This is a genomic window from Paenarthrobacter sp. YIM B13468 (assembly GCF_042788025.1).
Classification (GTDB): domain Bacteria; phylum Actinomycetota; class Actinomycetes; order Actinomycetales; family Micrococcaceae; genus Arthrobacter; species Arthrobacter aromaticivorans.
Map to the genome: position 1 here is coordinate 103,220 of NZ_JBHZPI010000009.1, position 14,962 is coordinate 118,181.

Below are 14,962 nucleotides of genomic sequence, written 5' to 3' on the forward strand. Positions count from 1 at the left end.
TTCGGAACGTTCAGCTGGAAGGGCTGCCCGTCAGCCACTCCATGGCTTCATCGAGCCCGGGGTGTTGCCAGTGAAATCCAGCGGCGGCAAGCTTTGCCGGCTCCATTCTTTGGTTCGCCAGGACCAGTTCGTCAGCAAGCTGGCCAAGGACAAGTCGAAGGGCGGGCCGTGGGATTCGTACGAAGGCTGGGCGGTGGAACGCTTTCGCAAGCCGCTCGACGATCGTGCTGACGTCTGCGCTTTCCGGGGCGCATACATTGACCGCACCTTCCAGATCGGACTTGAGGAGGAAGGCCAGGGCAGCGGCTTCGTCGGCAAGGGTGATCCACGGCCAGAATTGCCGCCCATTTCCGAAGGGTCCACCCAGCCCACCCTTGAGCAGCGGAAGCAACGGTCCGAGCGCACCGCCGGAAGTGCTGAGGACAACTCCGGTCCGGGGTGTCACCACCCGCACGCTGGATGGAGCGGTCCTGGCAGTTTGCTCCCATTCGACGCATAGCGGTCCCAGCACTCCCGCACCTGGACCCGAGTCCTCGCGGAGGAGGCCTTGCCGGGAGGCGCCGTAGTAGCCGGACGCGGACTGGCTGACGAAGGACAACTTAGGCTGACCAAGGCGACGCATGGCCGCAGTCAGCGTCCGGGTGGTCTGAAGGCGCGAGTCACGAATGACAGTAATTCTGCGCCTTGTCCAGGGACGGTCGCCTATGCCGGCGCCGGACAAGTTCACCACAGCGTCCGCGCCTTCCAGGACAGCCTCGTCCAAGTCTCCCGCGGCTGGATCCCATGTCCTTTCGTCGTCAGTCTTTGCAGGCCGCCGCACCAGCCGGATGACGTCGTCACCTGCACTTTTCAAGTGCTCCGACAATGCCGTCCCGATCATCCCTGAGGCTCCGGACATTACGATTCGCATGACTCATCTCATCACGACCCACGCATGAGTCAGAAACAGCGTGCGAAGCGCGGGGCGGGTGCCTCTTGACACCGTGCCTCTTGACTATGATCGAACAATGACCTCCTCCAGCTACCTCCGTTTCCCGCATGTGCATGGCGAATTGGTCACGTTCGTGGCCGAAGACGACATCTGGATCGCCCCCGTCTCAGGCGGCCGGGCCTGGCGTGTTTCGTCCCAGCAAATGCCGGCAAGGAACCCACGATTCACTCCCGATGGCAAACGGCTCGTGTGGACTGCTGTTGTTGGCACCTCACCGGAGGTTGTCACCGCGGACGTCGACGGTGGCGGCTATAAGCAGCTGAGCTACTTTGGACACACCACAACCCGGGTCAAGGGTTTCACGCCTGCTGGGAACGTCCTGGTAACCAGCGCGTTCCAGCAATCCGAGAGCCGCCACACGTACGCCTATAGCCTTCCCCTGGAGGGAGGTGCCGCCGTCGAACTTCCTTTCGGACCGGTGGAGGGCGTTGCCTTCGGACCAGAAATCGGTGACGAGAAGCCCGTTGTCCTGGCGAGTGTTCTTTCCCGGGAACCGGCTTGGTGGAAGCGCTACCGGGGTGGCACCGCCGGAAAGTTGTGGATCGACGCAGACGGCAATGGTGAGTTCGAACGCTTGATCCCCGAAATTGAGGGCAACCTGACTGACCCGCTGTGGGTCAAGGGGCGCATCGCCTTCCTTTCAGACCACGAAGGCTACGGAAACCTCTACTCCGTTCTTCCCGATGGTTCAGGACTGCGCCGCCACACGGACCATGAGGATTTCTATGTTCGGCACGCCAGCACGGACGGCCAGCGGATTATCTTCGAATCGGCCGGTGAGCTCTGGATCCTGCCCTCACTCGATGCCGATGCTGAAGCTGTGAAGCTGGAGATCACGCTCGGTTCTGCATCCCCGGCGCGGCGTCCCGCCCCACTGAAAGCATCTGAGCATTTGGGCGACGTATTTCCAAACGTTGCAGGAACAGCCAGCGTGGTAGAGGCACATGGCACCATCCACTGGCTCCGCCATAAGGACGGCCCATCGCGGGTGGTCGAAGCGACACCGGGCGTCCGGGCCCGCCTTCCGCGTCCGTTGACGGATGGTCGGATCGCCTACGTGGCCGACCACGGGGGAGTGGAGGCTTTGTACGTCAAGCGCATCGCTGCGCGCTTGTCCGGAGTTGTTGAGGTGCCGAAGGCCGCGGAACCCGCTGTTGTTTCAAGTGATGCCGACGGTCTTCCTAAGCCGGTCTCTGCAGCCAACGTCCTGGGGCAAGGTTCCGCCGCAAACCAGCCAGCCAACCAATCGGTGAATATGGGCCAGGCGGACGAACCCTCCGATGAAGCCGCCCATGCGGACCCCTCACCAGACACCGTGGGGGAAACGGCGGTACCGGTCGCAGCCACACGGGAAGACCAAGCGGACGATCTCCGGCTGGAGTTCCCTGCACCAACAAGGACGAGCGCACTGGAGGCCAGCCCCGATGGCCGTTGGCTGGCCATCGGCACGGCTTTTGGAGACGTTTTCGTAGCTGACACTGTCTCCGGGGCATTGACTCGTTTGGTCAGTATCGGCGAAGGCAGCGTGGATCAATTGTCGTGGTCTGCTGATTCGCAGTGGCTGGCCTGGTCCGAGCCGGTGACGTCCTTCGGTTCCCGAAGCAAACTTCGCCTGGCAAGGCCTTCGGCATCCGACACCGGCATCATCGATGCCACCGACGGACGCTTCTGCGATGAATCACCCCGATTCACCCCCGACGGGAAGTTCCTGGCGTTCCTGTCTAACAGGAGCTTCGATCCAGTCTATGACGGCCATTCGTTCGACCTTTCCTTCCCAAGCCCCATCAAGCCGTACCTGCTGGCTCTTGCCGCTGACACGCCGTCTCCTTTTGGGCCGTCCGTGGACACCCTTGAGGACGCACAGGCCACAACAGCAAAGCACGACGACGGCGACGCGCCAGTTGTGCGCGTGGACGCGGAAGGCCTTGCACACCGCGTCATCACTGTTCCCGTGCCACAGGGAAACTACTCCGGACTTGCTGCCGGTGACGGGGCGCTGCTGTGGCTCGATACTGAGCTTTCCGGTGTCACCGGCGAAGGAAAGGGCACTCTGCAGGATAAGAAGACAGCCCCCGCCCTGGTGCGCTTTGACCTTGCCAAGCGCAAGGAAACCACCCTCGTCGCTGCTGTGGACAGCTACCGGTTGTCAGGTGATCGCAAGAGGGTTGTCTATGTCCTTGATAAGCAGATCATGTCAGTCCCGTCAGACCGCAAGGTGGACGAGGAATCCGGGGAACTGGTCAAAGTGGACCTCAACAGGATCCGCGTGATCCTGGATCCCGTGGCTGCCTGGGGGCAGGCCTTTGATGAAGCATGGCGCTTGCAGAGGGACTTCTTCTGGGCGCCGGACATGGCTGGCCAGGACTGGGATTCCGTCTACAAACGCTACCGTCCGATCGTGGAACGGTTGGGGTCCCATGACGACCTCGTGGACCTGTTGTGGGAGATCCACGGCGAACTGGGAACCTCGCATGCCTATGTGCGGCCCGCAGCTGTGACTGAACCTGGCCGCAATGGTCAAGGCAGGCTTGGCGCTGAGTTTCAGCTCGGCAGCAAAGGCTGGGAGATCACCAGAATCCTGGCTGGCGAGTCTTCCGATCCTCTTGCAACCTCGCCCTTAACGCGTCCGGGCGCGGATGCCAAGGTGGGCGACGTCCTCCTGGCGATTGACGGCGTCGAGCTTTCCGCGGCGCTGACGCCTGCCATGCAATTGGTGGGTGCTGCGGGACGAACCGTTGAATTGACACTCTTGAATGGCCCAGGACATGGCGCAGCTGCGGGTGCCCAGCGCCGCGTTGCCGTTGTCCCCATCCGGGACGAGGAGCGGTTGCGCTACCAGGACTGGGTGCGGGCCAACCGGCGCACAGTACGGGAGGCATCCGGCGGTAAGTTCGGCTACCTGCATATCCCTGACATGATGGCTAATGGTTGGGCACAGCTGCATCGTGACCTCGATACGGAAACCGCCTTGGACGGGTTGATCGTAGACGTACGGCGCAACCGTGGGGGCCACACTTCACAGCTCGTGGCCGAGCTTATTGGCAGGAAGGTCACTGGGTGGAGTATGCCGCGTGGCGAGAAGCCGCGGACTTACCCGCACCATGCTCCCCGGGGTCCAGTGATTATCCTGGCAGATGAATTTGCTGGATCAGATGGCGACATCATCACCCAAGTATCCAAACTGAGGGGCATTGGCCCGGTCATTGGCGTAAGGACTTGGGGTGGCGTTGTGGGGATTGACAACCGCTTTGCGCTGGCCGACGGTACCGGGGTGACGCAGCCCCGCTACGCCACGTGGTTTGGCGGTGGGATCGGCTGGGATGTTGAAAACCGTGGCGTGGAGCCGGATATCGAGGTGCTCTTCCCCCCGCATGCCTATGCAGCAGGCAGCGACCCGCAACTCGAGTATGGCATTGGTGCCCTCAAGGAGATGATCCAGGAGCTACCTACGGACCGCCCGCCGTTGCGTGAAGGCTACCGCCAGGTGCGGCCCGCGCCGTTGCCCGCGCGTCCGCAACAGGGCTAGCAGCCCAGCGCCAACTTTGCGTAGTTCCAGTGCGCTGAGCTGGGAACGAGCGAAAGGCCCCGCGGCCTTCCCTGACGGGAGAGGCAGCGGGGCCTTTGCTTTGATGCTGTCTTAGTGCTGTGAAGCGGTGCCCGACGCTACGAGGCCAGCGTTGCGTCCAGCGTGATGTCGATGCTGGCCAGCGCGCCGGAAACAGGGCAACCGGTCTTTGCCGCTTCGGAGATACGGCGGAAATCCTCTTCGGAAATGCCGGGGATCCTGGCGGTCATCGTCAGGTGGCTGCCAGTGATACCGGTGCCGGGGACGAAGGTCACGTCGGCCTTGGTCTGGATTTCTTCAGGGGTAAAGCCCGCCTGTGCAAGCTCGTTGCTGAAGGCCATGGAGAAGCACGCGGAGTGCGCTGCAGCGATCAGTTCTTCCGGGCTTGTCTTGCCACCGGACTGCTCGGTGCGTGCCTTCCAAGTGACATCGAAGGTGCCCAAGCCTGAGCTATCCAGCGTCGTGTTGCCAGCGCCCTCGATCAGGTTGCCGTTCCAAACCGTGTGTGCGGTGCGTGTTGCTGCCATGTCCACTCCTTGGGGTCGTTTGTGCGTCGGCAACCAGCCATCGCCGGATGCCACCGGGATCAATCCTATGGATTTGCGCGCTGCGCTGCACTGTCATTCCGCTGTCAGTGGATTGTGACCCCTGGCTTGCCTTGAAGGAAGCAGCCTACCCGCCCGGCAAAGGCGGATGGGCTGCTTCCGCGTACTTTCAGTTCCAGAGTGTTGCGATGGCGATGTTCACCAAGGCCAGTCCGCCAACGCCGTGAGCGAGACCGGTGGAGACTGGCTCGCCCTTCTTGACCTTGCGGGAGCCGATGACGGCCAGAACAGCAACAGCCACGCCGATGGCGAACTTTATACCGAGCTTGAAGTAGTTGGGATGGGCATCCGGCATCAGTGGCAGGAGGCCCATCATGGCAATGCCCGTGAGCAGCTGAAGGAATGCGCCATCCCGCTGGCGGGGGTGGACGGTAGGCGTCTTGATGGTGGCGATCCAGTAGCCCACAATCATGGCCGCGCCGACGATGTGCAAGAACACCAGGATGCTGAAGAGAATACTCATGGCCCCAGCTTATCCAGTTGCTTCTACGTCCCGTAGCAAAGCCACGCTTAGGCCGGCAAACAGCGCGGCGGACAAAACGGTCTGGGACAACAACGAAGCGGGGCAGGCTACCGGGTTTCCCCGGAGCCTGCCCCGCCTGGTTGACCAGAGCGCCCTCGGTGAGGAGGGTCCCTGCTAACGCTTGGGCTTAGAGACCAAGATCTGCTTCGAAAGCAGCTTCCTCAAGGCGGGCCTTGAGGGTCTGGAGGAAGCGGCCAGCGTCCGCGCCGTCCACCAGACGGTGGTCGTACGTGAGGGACAGGTACATCATGGAGCGGATGGCAATCGAATCGTCGCCGTTTTCGTCGTCCACCACGACCGCGCGCTTGACGATTGCGCCCGTACCCAGGATGCCGACCTGCGGCTGGTTGATGATCGGGGTGTCGAACAAGGCGCCAACAGAACCGATGTTGGTGATGCTGAACGTACCGCCGGACAACTCATCCGGGCCGATCTTTCCATCACGGGTGCGTCCTGCGACGTCAGCGATCTTGCCGGCGAGGCCTGCGAGGTTGAGGTTTCCGGCGTCGGAGATGACCGGAACCAGCAGGCCCTTGTCGGTGTCTACCGCAATCGCCAGGTGTTCGGCGTTGTGGTAGGTGATTTCCTGCTTGGATTCGTCGTAGGCAGCGTTCAGCTTGGGGTGCTGCTTCAGTGCTTCCGCCACAGCCTTGGCAATGAACGGGAGGAACGTCAACTTCACGCCGTTCTGGGCCTGGAACGAGTTCTTGGCCTTGAGGCGGAGCTTGGCGATCTTGGTCATGTCGACCTCGTGCACCTGGGTCAGCTGGGTGGAGACTTCCAGCGACTCGCGCATGCGTCGTGCGATGACCTGACGGATACGCGGAGCTTTTTCGGTGGTGCCTCGCAGGGAGGAAGCAACAACGGGTGCTGCGGACTTGGCGGCAGGAGCTGCAGCAGGCGCTGCGGCCGGCGCAGCTGCGGCTTGCTTGGCTTCGGCAGCGGCAAGGACATCCTGCTTGCGGATGCGGCCACCGACGCCGGTGCCGGACACAGATGCGATGTCAACGCCCTGCTGGTTTGCCAGCTTGCGCACCAGGGGAGTGACGTAACCGGACTCGGAAGACGAGCCGGCTTCTGCCGGTGCAGCAGCGGGAGCCGGTGCGGCAGCAGGTGCCGGTGCAGCGGCAGGTGCTGCAGCAGCGGGTGCTGCAGCAGGTGCCGGTGCAGCGGCAGGAGCGGCCGGAGCTTCAGCGGCAGGAGCGACCGGAGCTTCAGCGGCAGGAGCCGCGGGAGCCGGAGCAGCGGCGGGGGCTGCCGCGCCGGAGCCGATAACAGCCAGAACCGATCCAACTTCGGCGGTTTCGTCTTCGTTGACGCGGATTTCCTGCAGGGTGCCTGCAACCGGGGAAGGAATCTCGGTATCGACCTTGTCTGTGGAAACCTCAAGAAGCGGCTCATCCACCTCCACGGTGTCACCGACAGCCTTGAGCCAGCGGGTGACCGTGCCTTCGGTAACGCTCTCGCCCAAGGCGGGGAGGGTTACTTCGTGGCCTTCGCCACCGGAAGCGGCAGGAGCTTCAGCCTGGGGTTCCTCAGCAGCCGGGGCAGCGGGAGCCTCTTCTGCGGGAGCAGCCGGCTCGGCAGCAGCGGGTGCTTCCTGAGCGGCGGGTGCTTCCTCAGCAGCCGGTGCGGCAGAGCCGGAGCCGTCGCCGATGCGTACCAAGGGGGCGCCAACCTCTGCAGTCTCGTCTTCAGCGACGAGGATTTCTTCGATGACGCCAGCGATCGGAGAAGGGATTTCGGTGTCTACTTTATCGGTGGAAACCTCGAGCAACGGCTCGTCGATCTCTACCCGGTCACCAACCTGCTTGAGCCAGCGGGTGACGGTTCCTTCGGTGACACTCTCACCGAGGGCGGGCAAGTTAACGGATTCAGACATGTCGTCCCCGTTCTCCTTATTGATCTTTTGTGCGGATGAATTCTGCTGGTCCGGGCAGGGTGCATGCGGCAGATTCCGCCGCATGCACCCTATCCGTTTGTCTTGGGTAAAGACTTAGCCGTGGAGCGGCTTGCCCGCGAGGGCGAGGTGGGCTTCGCCCAGGCTTTCGTTCTGGGTGGGGTGGGCGTGGACCAGCTGGGCCACGTCCTCGGGGTAGGCTTCCCAGTTCACGATGAGCTGGGCTTCACCGATCTGCTCACCCATGCGGGAGCCGATCATGTGGATGCCGACGACGGGGCCATCCTTTTGGCGAACGAGCTTGACGATGCCACCGGTACCGAGGATGGAACTCTTGCCGTTGCCGGCAAGGTTGTATTCCTGGGTCTGTACTTGGTCGTCGCCGAACTTCTCCTTGGCGGCCTTTTCCGTGTAGCCGACCGTTGCGATTTCAGGTTCGCAATAGGTGACCTTGGGGATGTTGATGTCTTCGACGATCGCTGGGTTCAGGCCGGCGATTTCCTCGGCCACGAAGATGCCCTGCTGGTAGCCGCGGTGTGCGAGCTGGACGCCGGGGACGATGTCGCCGACTGCATAGATGTTGCCAACACCGGTGTGGAGGCGCTCGTTGGTAATAACGAAGCCGCGGTCGATGGTGAGACCTGCTTCTTCGTAACCGAGGTTGGCAGTGACCGGACCACGTCCGACTGCCACGAGCAGGAGCTCGGCTTCGAAAGTCTGGCCGTCCACAAGGGTGACCTTGACGCCGTCGTCGTTCTGTTCCACGCCCTGGAAGAAGATGCCGGTGGTGAACTTGATGCCGCGCTTCTTGAAGGCGCGTTCCAGGTTCTTGACGATGGAGGCATCCTCGTTGGGAACCAGGGAGGGCAGGCCTTCGATGATGGTGACGTCCACGCCGAAGGACTTCCAAACGGAAGCGAATTCGACGCCGATGACGCCGCCACCCAGGACGATCGCACTCTTGGGAATGTAGTCCATGGTGAGGGCCTGGTCAGAGGTAATGACCCTGCCGCCGATTTCCAGGCCCGGGAGGGAGCGCGAGTACGAACCGGTTGCCAGGACAATGTTCTTGCCCGTGTACGCGGTGCCGTTCACGACGATGGTGTTGTTGCCCTGAAGCTTGCCTTCACCCTCGATGACGGTGATGCCCTTGGACTTGATGAGTCCCTGGAGGCCCTTGAACTTGCCGGCAATAATGCCGTCCTTGTACGCGTTCACGGCAGACATGTCGATGCCGTCGAGCGTGACGTTCACGCCGTACTTGGCGGAATCGCGTGCGTGATCGGCCAGTTCAGCCGAGTGCAGGAGTGCCTTGGTGGGGATACAGCCATTGTGCAGGCAGGTTCCGCCGAGCTTTGCCTTTTCCACAAGGCCAACGGTGAACCCAAGCTGTACGGCCCGCAAAGCGGTGGCGTAGCCGCCGCTGCCGCCACCGAGTACCAGGATGTCGAATTCTTGCGCAGTTGCCTGATCGGCCACTAAAACGCTCCCTCGCGTGAATGATGACACGGGACTGCGTGTCATCGGGTCTTTGGAACTTGTTCTGCCGTGATTATGCCAGCACCTAAGTTCTCTTGCATTTGTGACTATCGAGTTCACCTTAGCGAACCACCTACCCATGCTCCACCCTCCACGGGCGTTTGTGGAGCGCTTGTGTCCAGACTCACGTTCACTTGTGACACAGCGCTACACACCGCATAATTCCGGGGTTGTGCGGGTAGCGCGGACGCATCCGCTCTACCCGCACTGCCCGTTCCAACCGCGGTGGAGTGGGTTACTTACGCGGAGGCTGCCAACAGATCCTCTGCGTAGGCCACCAAGGTACGGACTGTGCATCCGGTTCCTTGCTTCGGCGTGTACCCGTAGGGGCTGCCGTTGTTGAACGATGGGCCGGCAATGTCGACGTGGGCCCAGGGGATCTGCTGGCCGTCGCCGTTCTTGCCTACGAATTCACGCAGGAAGACAGCGGCTGTCATCATTCCGCCGTTACGCTCGCCAATGTTGGCAAGGTCCGCAACCTGGGAGTCCAAGCTGGGACGCAGTTCCTCAGGGAGCGGCATCGGCCAGACAAGCTCGCCGGCCCTGTCAGCGGCGGACTTCAACGCTGTCGTCACCGAATCGGAACCCATCACTCCTGCCGTGCGCAATCCGAGTGCGATGAGCTGGGCACCTGTGAGTGTTGCGACGTCGATGATTGCGTCCGGCTTTTCCAAGCTCGCGGCCACCAAGCCATCGGCCATGACCAGGCGGCCCTCGGCATCGGTGTTCAGGACCTCGACTGTCTTTCCGCCATAGACAGTAAGGACGTCAGCGGGTCGCTGGGCGGCGCCGGACGGCATGTTCTCCGCAATGCAAAGCCAAGCGGTTGCCTTGATAGGCAGGCCGAGGGAGGCGATGGCAAGGACAGTATTAAGAACGACGGCGGCGCCCGCCATATCGCTCTTCATGTCACCCATGCCGAGGGCGGGCTTAATGGAGATACCGCCGGTGTCGAAGGTAATGCCCTTGCCAACGAGCGCGATCTTCCGGGTGGCCTTTGCCGGAGCATATTCGACCTTGACCAGGCGGGGCTGACGGGTTGAACCCTTGCCAACGCCGAGGATGCCGCCAAAGCCCTCCTTTTCCAGGCGCTTTTCGTCCCAGACCGTCACCTTTACGGGAAGACCCTTTGCGAGTTCCTTGGCAGATTCGGCGAATGACTCGGGGTACAAGTGGCTGGGCGGCTGGTTCACAAGCGTACGCGTTGCGTTGACGGCCCTGCCCACGACTGTTGCCCGGTCAAGTGCAGGTTGGGCAGCTTTGGCGTCAACGCCGGTGACGATCAGAACCTTGGCAACCGGATCCTTGAGCCCGTCCTTGCTGGAACGGTGTTCGGTGTAGGAATAGGCGCCCATGGCGGCACCTTCGGCGACTGCGGCGACGTCGGTGACGGACGTCGTCGGGAACGCCAACGTCACTGAGGGGACTCCGGCAAGTTGCCTGACAGCGGACCCGGCTGCCCGGCGCAGCGCTTCTTCAGGGATGGTGCCGTCCTCGGACAATTTGCCCACGCCTGTCAGGACCAGGATCCCTGAGCCCGTTTCCGGCAAACCCGGAAGGCGGTGCGCTTGGTCGGGCGCACCCGAGACTCCAAGGAGCTTCAGTGATCCCTCCACGGATTCGGCGGCCTTGGCACTCAGCGGGTTTTCCAGCAGCACTGGTCCGTCCGAGCCCTGGGCAACTCCGATCACAAGTGCGTCGCTGGGTGACTTTTTCAGGTCCTTGGCGATGACGCCGAGGATGATGTCAGTAGTCTTGACCACGAGGATGTTTCCTCACTTCTCTCTGCATTGCATGGCGGGGCCGCATGTTTGGCGGGCCTGCCCCGGTACGCGCCCGACGTCCTGTTCCGACGGCGGCCTTGGTCTTCAGGCCCAGCGTCGCAAAAGGACGTCGGCCCGTTTCGATCGTAGTCTCTCGCAGGCTGCTGACAGCAATTAAATGAGAGCTGCGGCACACCAAGGGCAGGAATGCCTACTGGACGTGCAGCGTTGTACAAAGAGACACAGAGTCCCCACACCGCAATCATGGCGTTAGCGACGCCATGACCAGGGGTGCATGGGGGCACCGAACTTTGCCACTGCGAAAGGAACATGCCGTGTTTGAACGGATATCCGGCTCCCTCCTGGACCCCGAGGCGCTCTATGCGAGCAACATCGAGATTTTCCACAGCCCGGAACTGCGGGGGCTGAATATGGTCATGGGTTTCACGGGCTTTGCCGATGCCGGTCATGTAGTCAGGCAGATCAACGCGGAACTCCTGGACCAACTCGACGCTGAGGTGGTAGCCATGTTCGACGCCGACCAGCTCATCGACTACCGCTCACGGCGCCCCCACATCAGCTTCGTCGAAGACCATTTGCAGGACTATCAGGCACCCAAGCTGGCGCTCTACAAGCTCACGGACGGCCTGGGCCAGCCCTTCCTGCTGCTCGCCGGCTTCGAACCCGACTTGCAGTGGGAGCGATTCTCCCGTGCCGTCGTGGGAATCGTGGAGAAACTCGACGTCAACCTGGTGACTTGGATTCACTCCATTCCCATGCCCGTACCGCATACGCGCCCGGTGGGAGTAACCGTTCACGGCAACCGGCCCGAGCTCATCGAAGGTATCTCGAGCTGGAAGCCAACGGTCGAAGTCCCCGCCGCCATTGGCCATATCCTTGAACTCCGGCTCACCGAGGCTGAACGCCATGTTGCTGGCTATGTCATTCACGTGCCCCACTATCTGGCTGAGGCCGAATATCCTCCAGCGGCGGTGGCAGGGCTGGAGTACCTTGGCGCGGCCACATCCCTAATGCTTCCCACTGACCGGCTTCGGGAAGCCGGCCGGGAAGTAGGCCGGCAGATTGCGGAGCAGATTGAAGCCTCCGAGGAAGTGCAGGCTGTAGTCGCCAACCTGGAGGCCCGGTACGACGAAAAATCCGAGGGCATCGTCCGGCGTTCGTTGCTCGCCGATGAGAACGACGAACTGCCCAACGCCGAGGACATCGGAGCGGCTGTGGAGGCATATCTGGCGCGTAAAGACTCGCCTCAATAAATCAGCTTTGAACCGTTGGCGGGCATAATTGAGGAGTGACTGCTCCCCGCGCCTGGCTCATCTGGACGATCGGCGTCTTTGCCTACCTGGTGGCCGTAGCACAGCGAACCTCATTTGGTGTCGCGGGTTTGGAAGCAACAGAACGCTTCCATGCCAGTGCTTCGGCCATCTCCTTTTTTACCGTCTTGCAGTTGCTTGTCTACGCCGGCTTGCAAATCCCGGTCGGCGTCCTGGTGGACAGGTTTGGATCGCGGGTCATGATTGCCGGCGGTGCCATCCTGATGGGACTGGGGCAGTTGCAGCTCGCCTTCGCCGATAGCATCCCTGGAGGGGTACTGGGGCGTGTCCTGGTGGGAGCCGGTGACGCCATGACATTCATCTCCGTCATCCGGCTCGTTCCCTTGTGGTTCAGTCCGGCCAGGGTCCCCGTGGTTACCCAGCTGACCGGAATGTGCGGGCAGTTGGGCCAACTCTTCAGCGTGGTGCCTTTCGCCTTGCTCCTTCACTCTGCCGGCTGGACGCCCGCCTTCATGTCACTCGCGGCGATGTCCGTGCTGGCTGTCGTCCTGGTCCTCGTGCTGTTGCGGGACCAGCCTCCCGGGCATCCCCCGCGGGAGACCGGGCAGGGACTTCGGGCTACCGGAGTCTCCTTGTCACGCGCTTGGAAGCAGCCAGGCACCCGGCTTGGCTTGTGGAGCCATTTCACCGTCCAGTTCAGTGGCAACCTCTTTGCAATGACATGGGGTTATCCGTTCCTCCTCTCTGCCCAGGGGCTTGATGCGGGGACGGTCTCGGCTTTGATGGCCTTGTTCGTGGCAACCGCAATCGTCTCGGGGCCTGGATTTGGGCGGTTCGTCTCCAAACACCCAATGCGCCGCTCAGCCATGGTCCTGCTGATCACTGCGTCTACTGCGCTGGCTTGGGCGGCAGTGCTCATCCTTCCTGACCGGGCGCCACTGTGGCTCCTCGTGATCCTGGTGGTGGTGTTGGCAGTTGGCGGCCCGGGCTCCATGATTGGCTTCGACTTCGCGCGGACGTTCAATCCTTCCCACCGTATTGGTACCGCGACAGGCATCGTCAACGTGGGCGGGTTCATCGCTGCCTTGGTGGCGATCTACCTGATTGGCCTGGTCCTGGACGTCCTGAACGCGAGCGGATTCTCAGGCGGGGACTTGTACGGCCTTGATCCGTTCCGTGTAGCCCTCAGCGTCCAGTTTGTCCTGCTGGGCATCGGGACGGTCCTTATCATGCTGACCCGACGGAAGGTGCGGTTACAGATGGCCGAGCAGGGCGTCCACGTGCCTCCGTTGGCTGCAGCCTTGGCCCGGCAGCGCCGCGAAAGGATCGAGCGCCGGCGTGCTGCACGTGCGCAGTCTGATGAAGGAAGCAAGGAATAACTGCAGGCACCAACCTCCGGGTAAGGGCATTTTCGTGGTTAGTCCTTATGTGGCCACCTTTATCCACATAAGCGTGATGGTCTCTGTTTTCAGCCAGTGGCGTTGCCCAAGCTTGAAGCATGACCACCAAAGAGACGCTGAGCATTCATCAACCAGAAGACATCCTGGGTTACATCCCGCATTTGTTGGGCTATTGGCCTGAGGACAGCCTTGTGGCCATCACGATGCAGGGGAAAATGCTCGGAGCCGCTCTCCGCGTCGACCTGCCTGCCCCTGCTTCGAACCGCATGCTTGCTGATTTTGCGGAGCACGTACTTCATTACTTAGCGGCGGACACCCTTGCCGACGGCGTGGTGCTTGCCCTTTACATCGGCGACGGTTGGGAGGACGGCATGGTTGTCACCCAAACACTCCCACTGCTGGCTGAACTTCAGGAAACACTTGGCCACGCTGATTTGCCTGTCCGGGATGCGTGGTTGGTTGGTCCTGAGTATTGGCGCGGCGCATTCTGCTTCGACCAGGAGTGCTGCCCGGCGCCGGGCCTGCCGATAGAACAGATCCGGAACAGCCGGCTCAGCGCAGAGATGGTCTATCGAGGCAGTACCATCGGAGCTTCTCCAAGGAGCAAGCAAAATTCACCCGTTCCGGGACGTCCGGGTGCCCTCGATCCCGCAGTGTCGGAAGCCGAGTCGGATTTTGCCCAACGGATGCGAACGTCATGGCGCAGTGGGAGGTGCCTTGATGCCGTACTGGCGGTGTGGCGTCAGGTGCTGGACAACGCCCGCATCCGTCCCAACAGCGAGACCTTAGATTTGCTCACGCCGCAACTCGCGGGCTTCCTCAGGTCCACCCTTGCTGTGCCCGGATGGCGGGACGCTGTCATGATCATGGCGGCTGCTGGAACCGGTTCCGCTAGGGCAGGGGCAGCAGCGTTCGGATTGTGCAGTAGCGATGATGGCTCTGAGCCACTTCCCTTCGACGCCGGAGAGTTGGCATTGCCCCCAACCGACACCCATGAAGGGGCTGCGGCGGCCCTTGAATCAAACGGGATGCTCAGCATCTATGCCTACGCAGACATCCTTCTAGGCATTGAACCAGCTATTCCCGACTGGGGGCAGCTTGATGCCCTGCAGCCCGTCTTGTCGTACCTGTACGTCCAAGGAGAAATGGGGGAAATTGCTGCAGCTGCATTGACCTTGCAAGGCTGGATTGCCTGGTGCAAGGGGAGTGGGTCCTCTGCACACGCTTGCCTTATGCATGCCAATTCGGCGAGCCCCGGTTACAGGCTCGCCGCATTGCTGGACGAGATTCTGGGGCACGGCAGCATCTGCGACTGGGCAAGTCGTCCCGAGTCCGCCTGGGGGACCTATAAAGGATCTCTTCGATAGCCATTACGCTTCATCAA

At 61.9% G+C, this 14,962-nt stretch carries 10 protein-coding genes; 4 read left to right on the plus strand and 6 right to left on the minus strand.

Features of this window, described 5'->3' with window-relative positions; genetic code table 11:
* Positions 1 to 10 precede the first annotated feature (10 nt).
* Positions 11 to 910 (minus strand): TIGR01777 family oxidoreductase, encoded by a 900-nt coding sequence (locus ACFX4T_RS10680; RefSeq protein ID WP_377651770.1) that lies wholly within the window; start codon positions 908 to 910, stop codon positions 11 to 13.
* Positions 911 to 1,007: 97 nt separating this feature from the next.
* Here ACFX4T_RS10680 and ACFX4T_RS10685 point away from each other — a divergent pair, with 97 nt between their 5' ends.
* A complete protein-coding gene (locus tag ACFX4T_RS10685) occupies positions 1,008 to 4,517 on the plus strand; it encodes a S41 family peptidase (RefSeq protein ID WP_377651771.1) in 3,510 nt (1,169 codons plus the stop codon).
* A gap of 137 nt (positions 4,518 to 4,654) precedes the next feature.
* Here ACFX4T_RS10685 and ACFX4T_RS10690 read toward each other — a convergent pair whose 3' ends face one another.
* The 5 genes from ACFX4T_RS10690 to ACFX4T_RS10710 form a co-directional block, all read right to left on the minus strand.
* A complete protein-coding gene (locus ACFX4T_RS10690; protein WP_216923026.1) occupies positions 4,655 to 5,083 on the minus strand; it encodes an OsmC family protein in 429 nt (142 codons plus the stop codon).
* A gap of 187 nt (positions 5,084 to 5,270) precedes the next feature.
* The gene (locus ACFX4T_RS10695; RefSeq protein WP_216923028.1) at positions 5,271 to 5,624 is read right to left on the minus strand and encodes a hypothetical protein; all 354 of its coding nucleotides are present in this window, start codon (positions 5,622 to 5,624) and stop codon (positions 5,271 to 5,273) included.
* A gap of 187 nt (positions 5,625 to 5,811) precedes the next feature.
* Positions 5,812 to 7,566 (minus strand): 2-oxoglutarate dehydrogenase, E2 component, dihydrolipoamide succinyltransferase, encoded by a 1,755-nt coding sequence (gene sucB, locus ACFX4T_RS10700; protein ID WP_377651773.1) that lies wholly within the window; start codon positions 7,564 to 7,566, stop codon positions 5,812 to 5,814.
* A gap of 114 nt (positions 7,567 to 7,680) precedes the next feature.
* Positions 7,681 to 9,063 carry a dihydrolipoyl dehydrogenase gene (lpdA, locus tag ACFX4T_RS10705; RefSeq protein WP_216923032.1) on the minus strand — a complete coding sequence of 461 codons (1,383 nt, stop codon included), beginning with the start codon at positions 9,061 to 9,063 and terminating at the stop codon, positions 7,681 to 7,683.
* 299 nt (positions 9,064 to 9,362) lie between these two features.
* Positions 9,363 to 10,886 (minus strand): leucyl aminopeptidase, encoded by a 1,524-nt coding sequence (locus tag ACFX4T_RS10710; RefSeq protein ID WP_377651785.1) that lies wholly within the window; start codon positions 10,884 to 10,886, stop codon positions 9,363 to 9,365.
* A gap of 335 nt (positions 10,887 to 11,221) precedes the next feature.
* Here ACFX4T_RS10710 and ACFX4T_RS10715 point away from each other — a divergent pair, with 335 nt between their 5' ends.
* The 3 genes from ACFX4T_RS10715 (at position 11,222) to ACFX4T_RS10725 (ending at position 14,945) form a co-directional block, all read left to right on the plus strand.
* Positions 11,222 to 12,160, plus strand: a complete 939-nt coding sequence (locus ACFX4T_RS10715) for a proteasome assembly chaperone family protein (RefSeq protein WP_216923036.1) — start codon at positions 11,222 to 11,224, stop codon at positions 12,158 to 12,160.
* A 35-nt stretch (positions 12,161 to 12,195) separates the two neighbouring features.
* Entirely contained in the window at positions 12,196 to 13,557 is a 1,362-nt protein-coding gene (locus ACFX4T_RS10720) for a nitrate/nitrite transporter (RefSeq protein WP_216923039.1), read from the plus strand.
* A gap of 119 nt (positions 13,558 to 13,676) precedes the next feature.
* Complete coding sequence (locus ACFX4T_RS10725) at positions 13,677 to 14,945, plus strand: DUF4192 domain-containing protein (RefSeq protein WP_377651788.1); 1,269 nt, start codon at positions 13,677 to 13,679, stop codon at positions 14,943 to 14,945.
* Positions 14,946 to 14,962 lie beyond the last annotated feature (17 nt).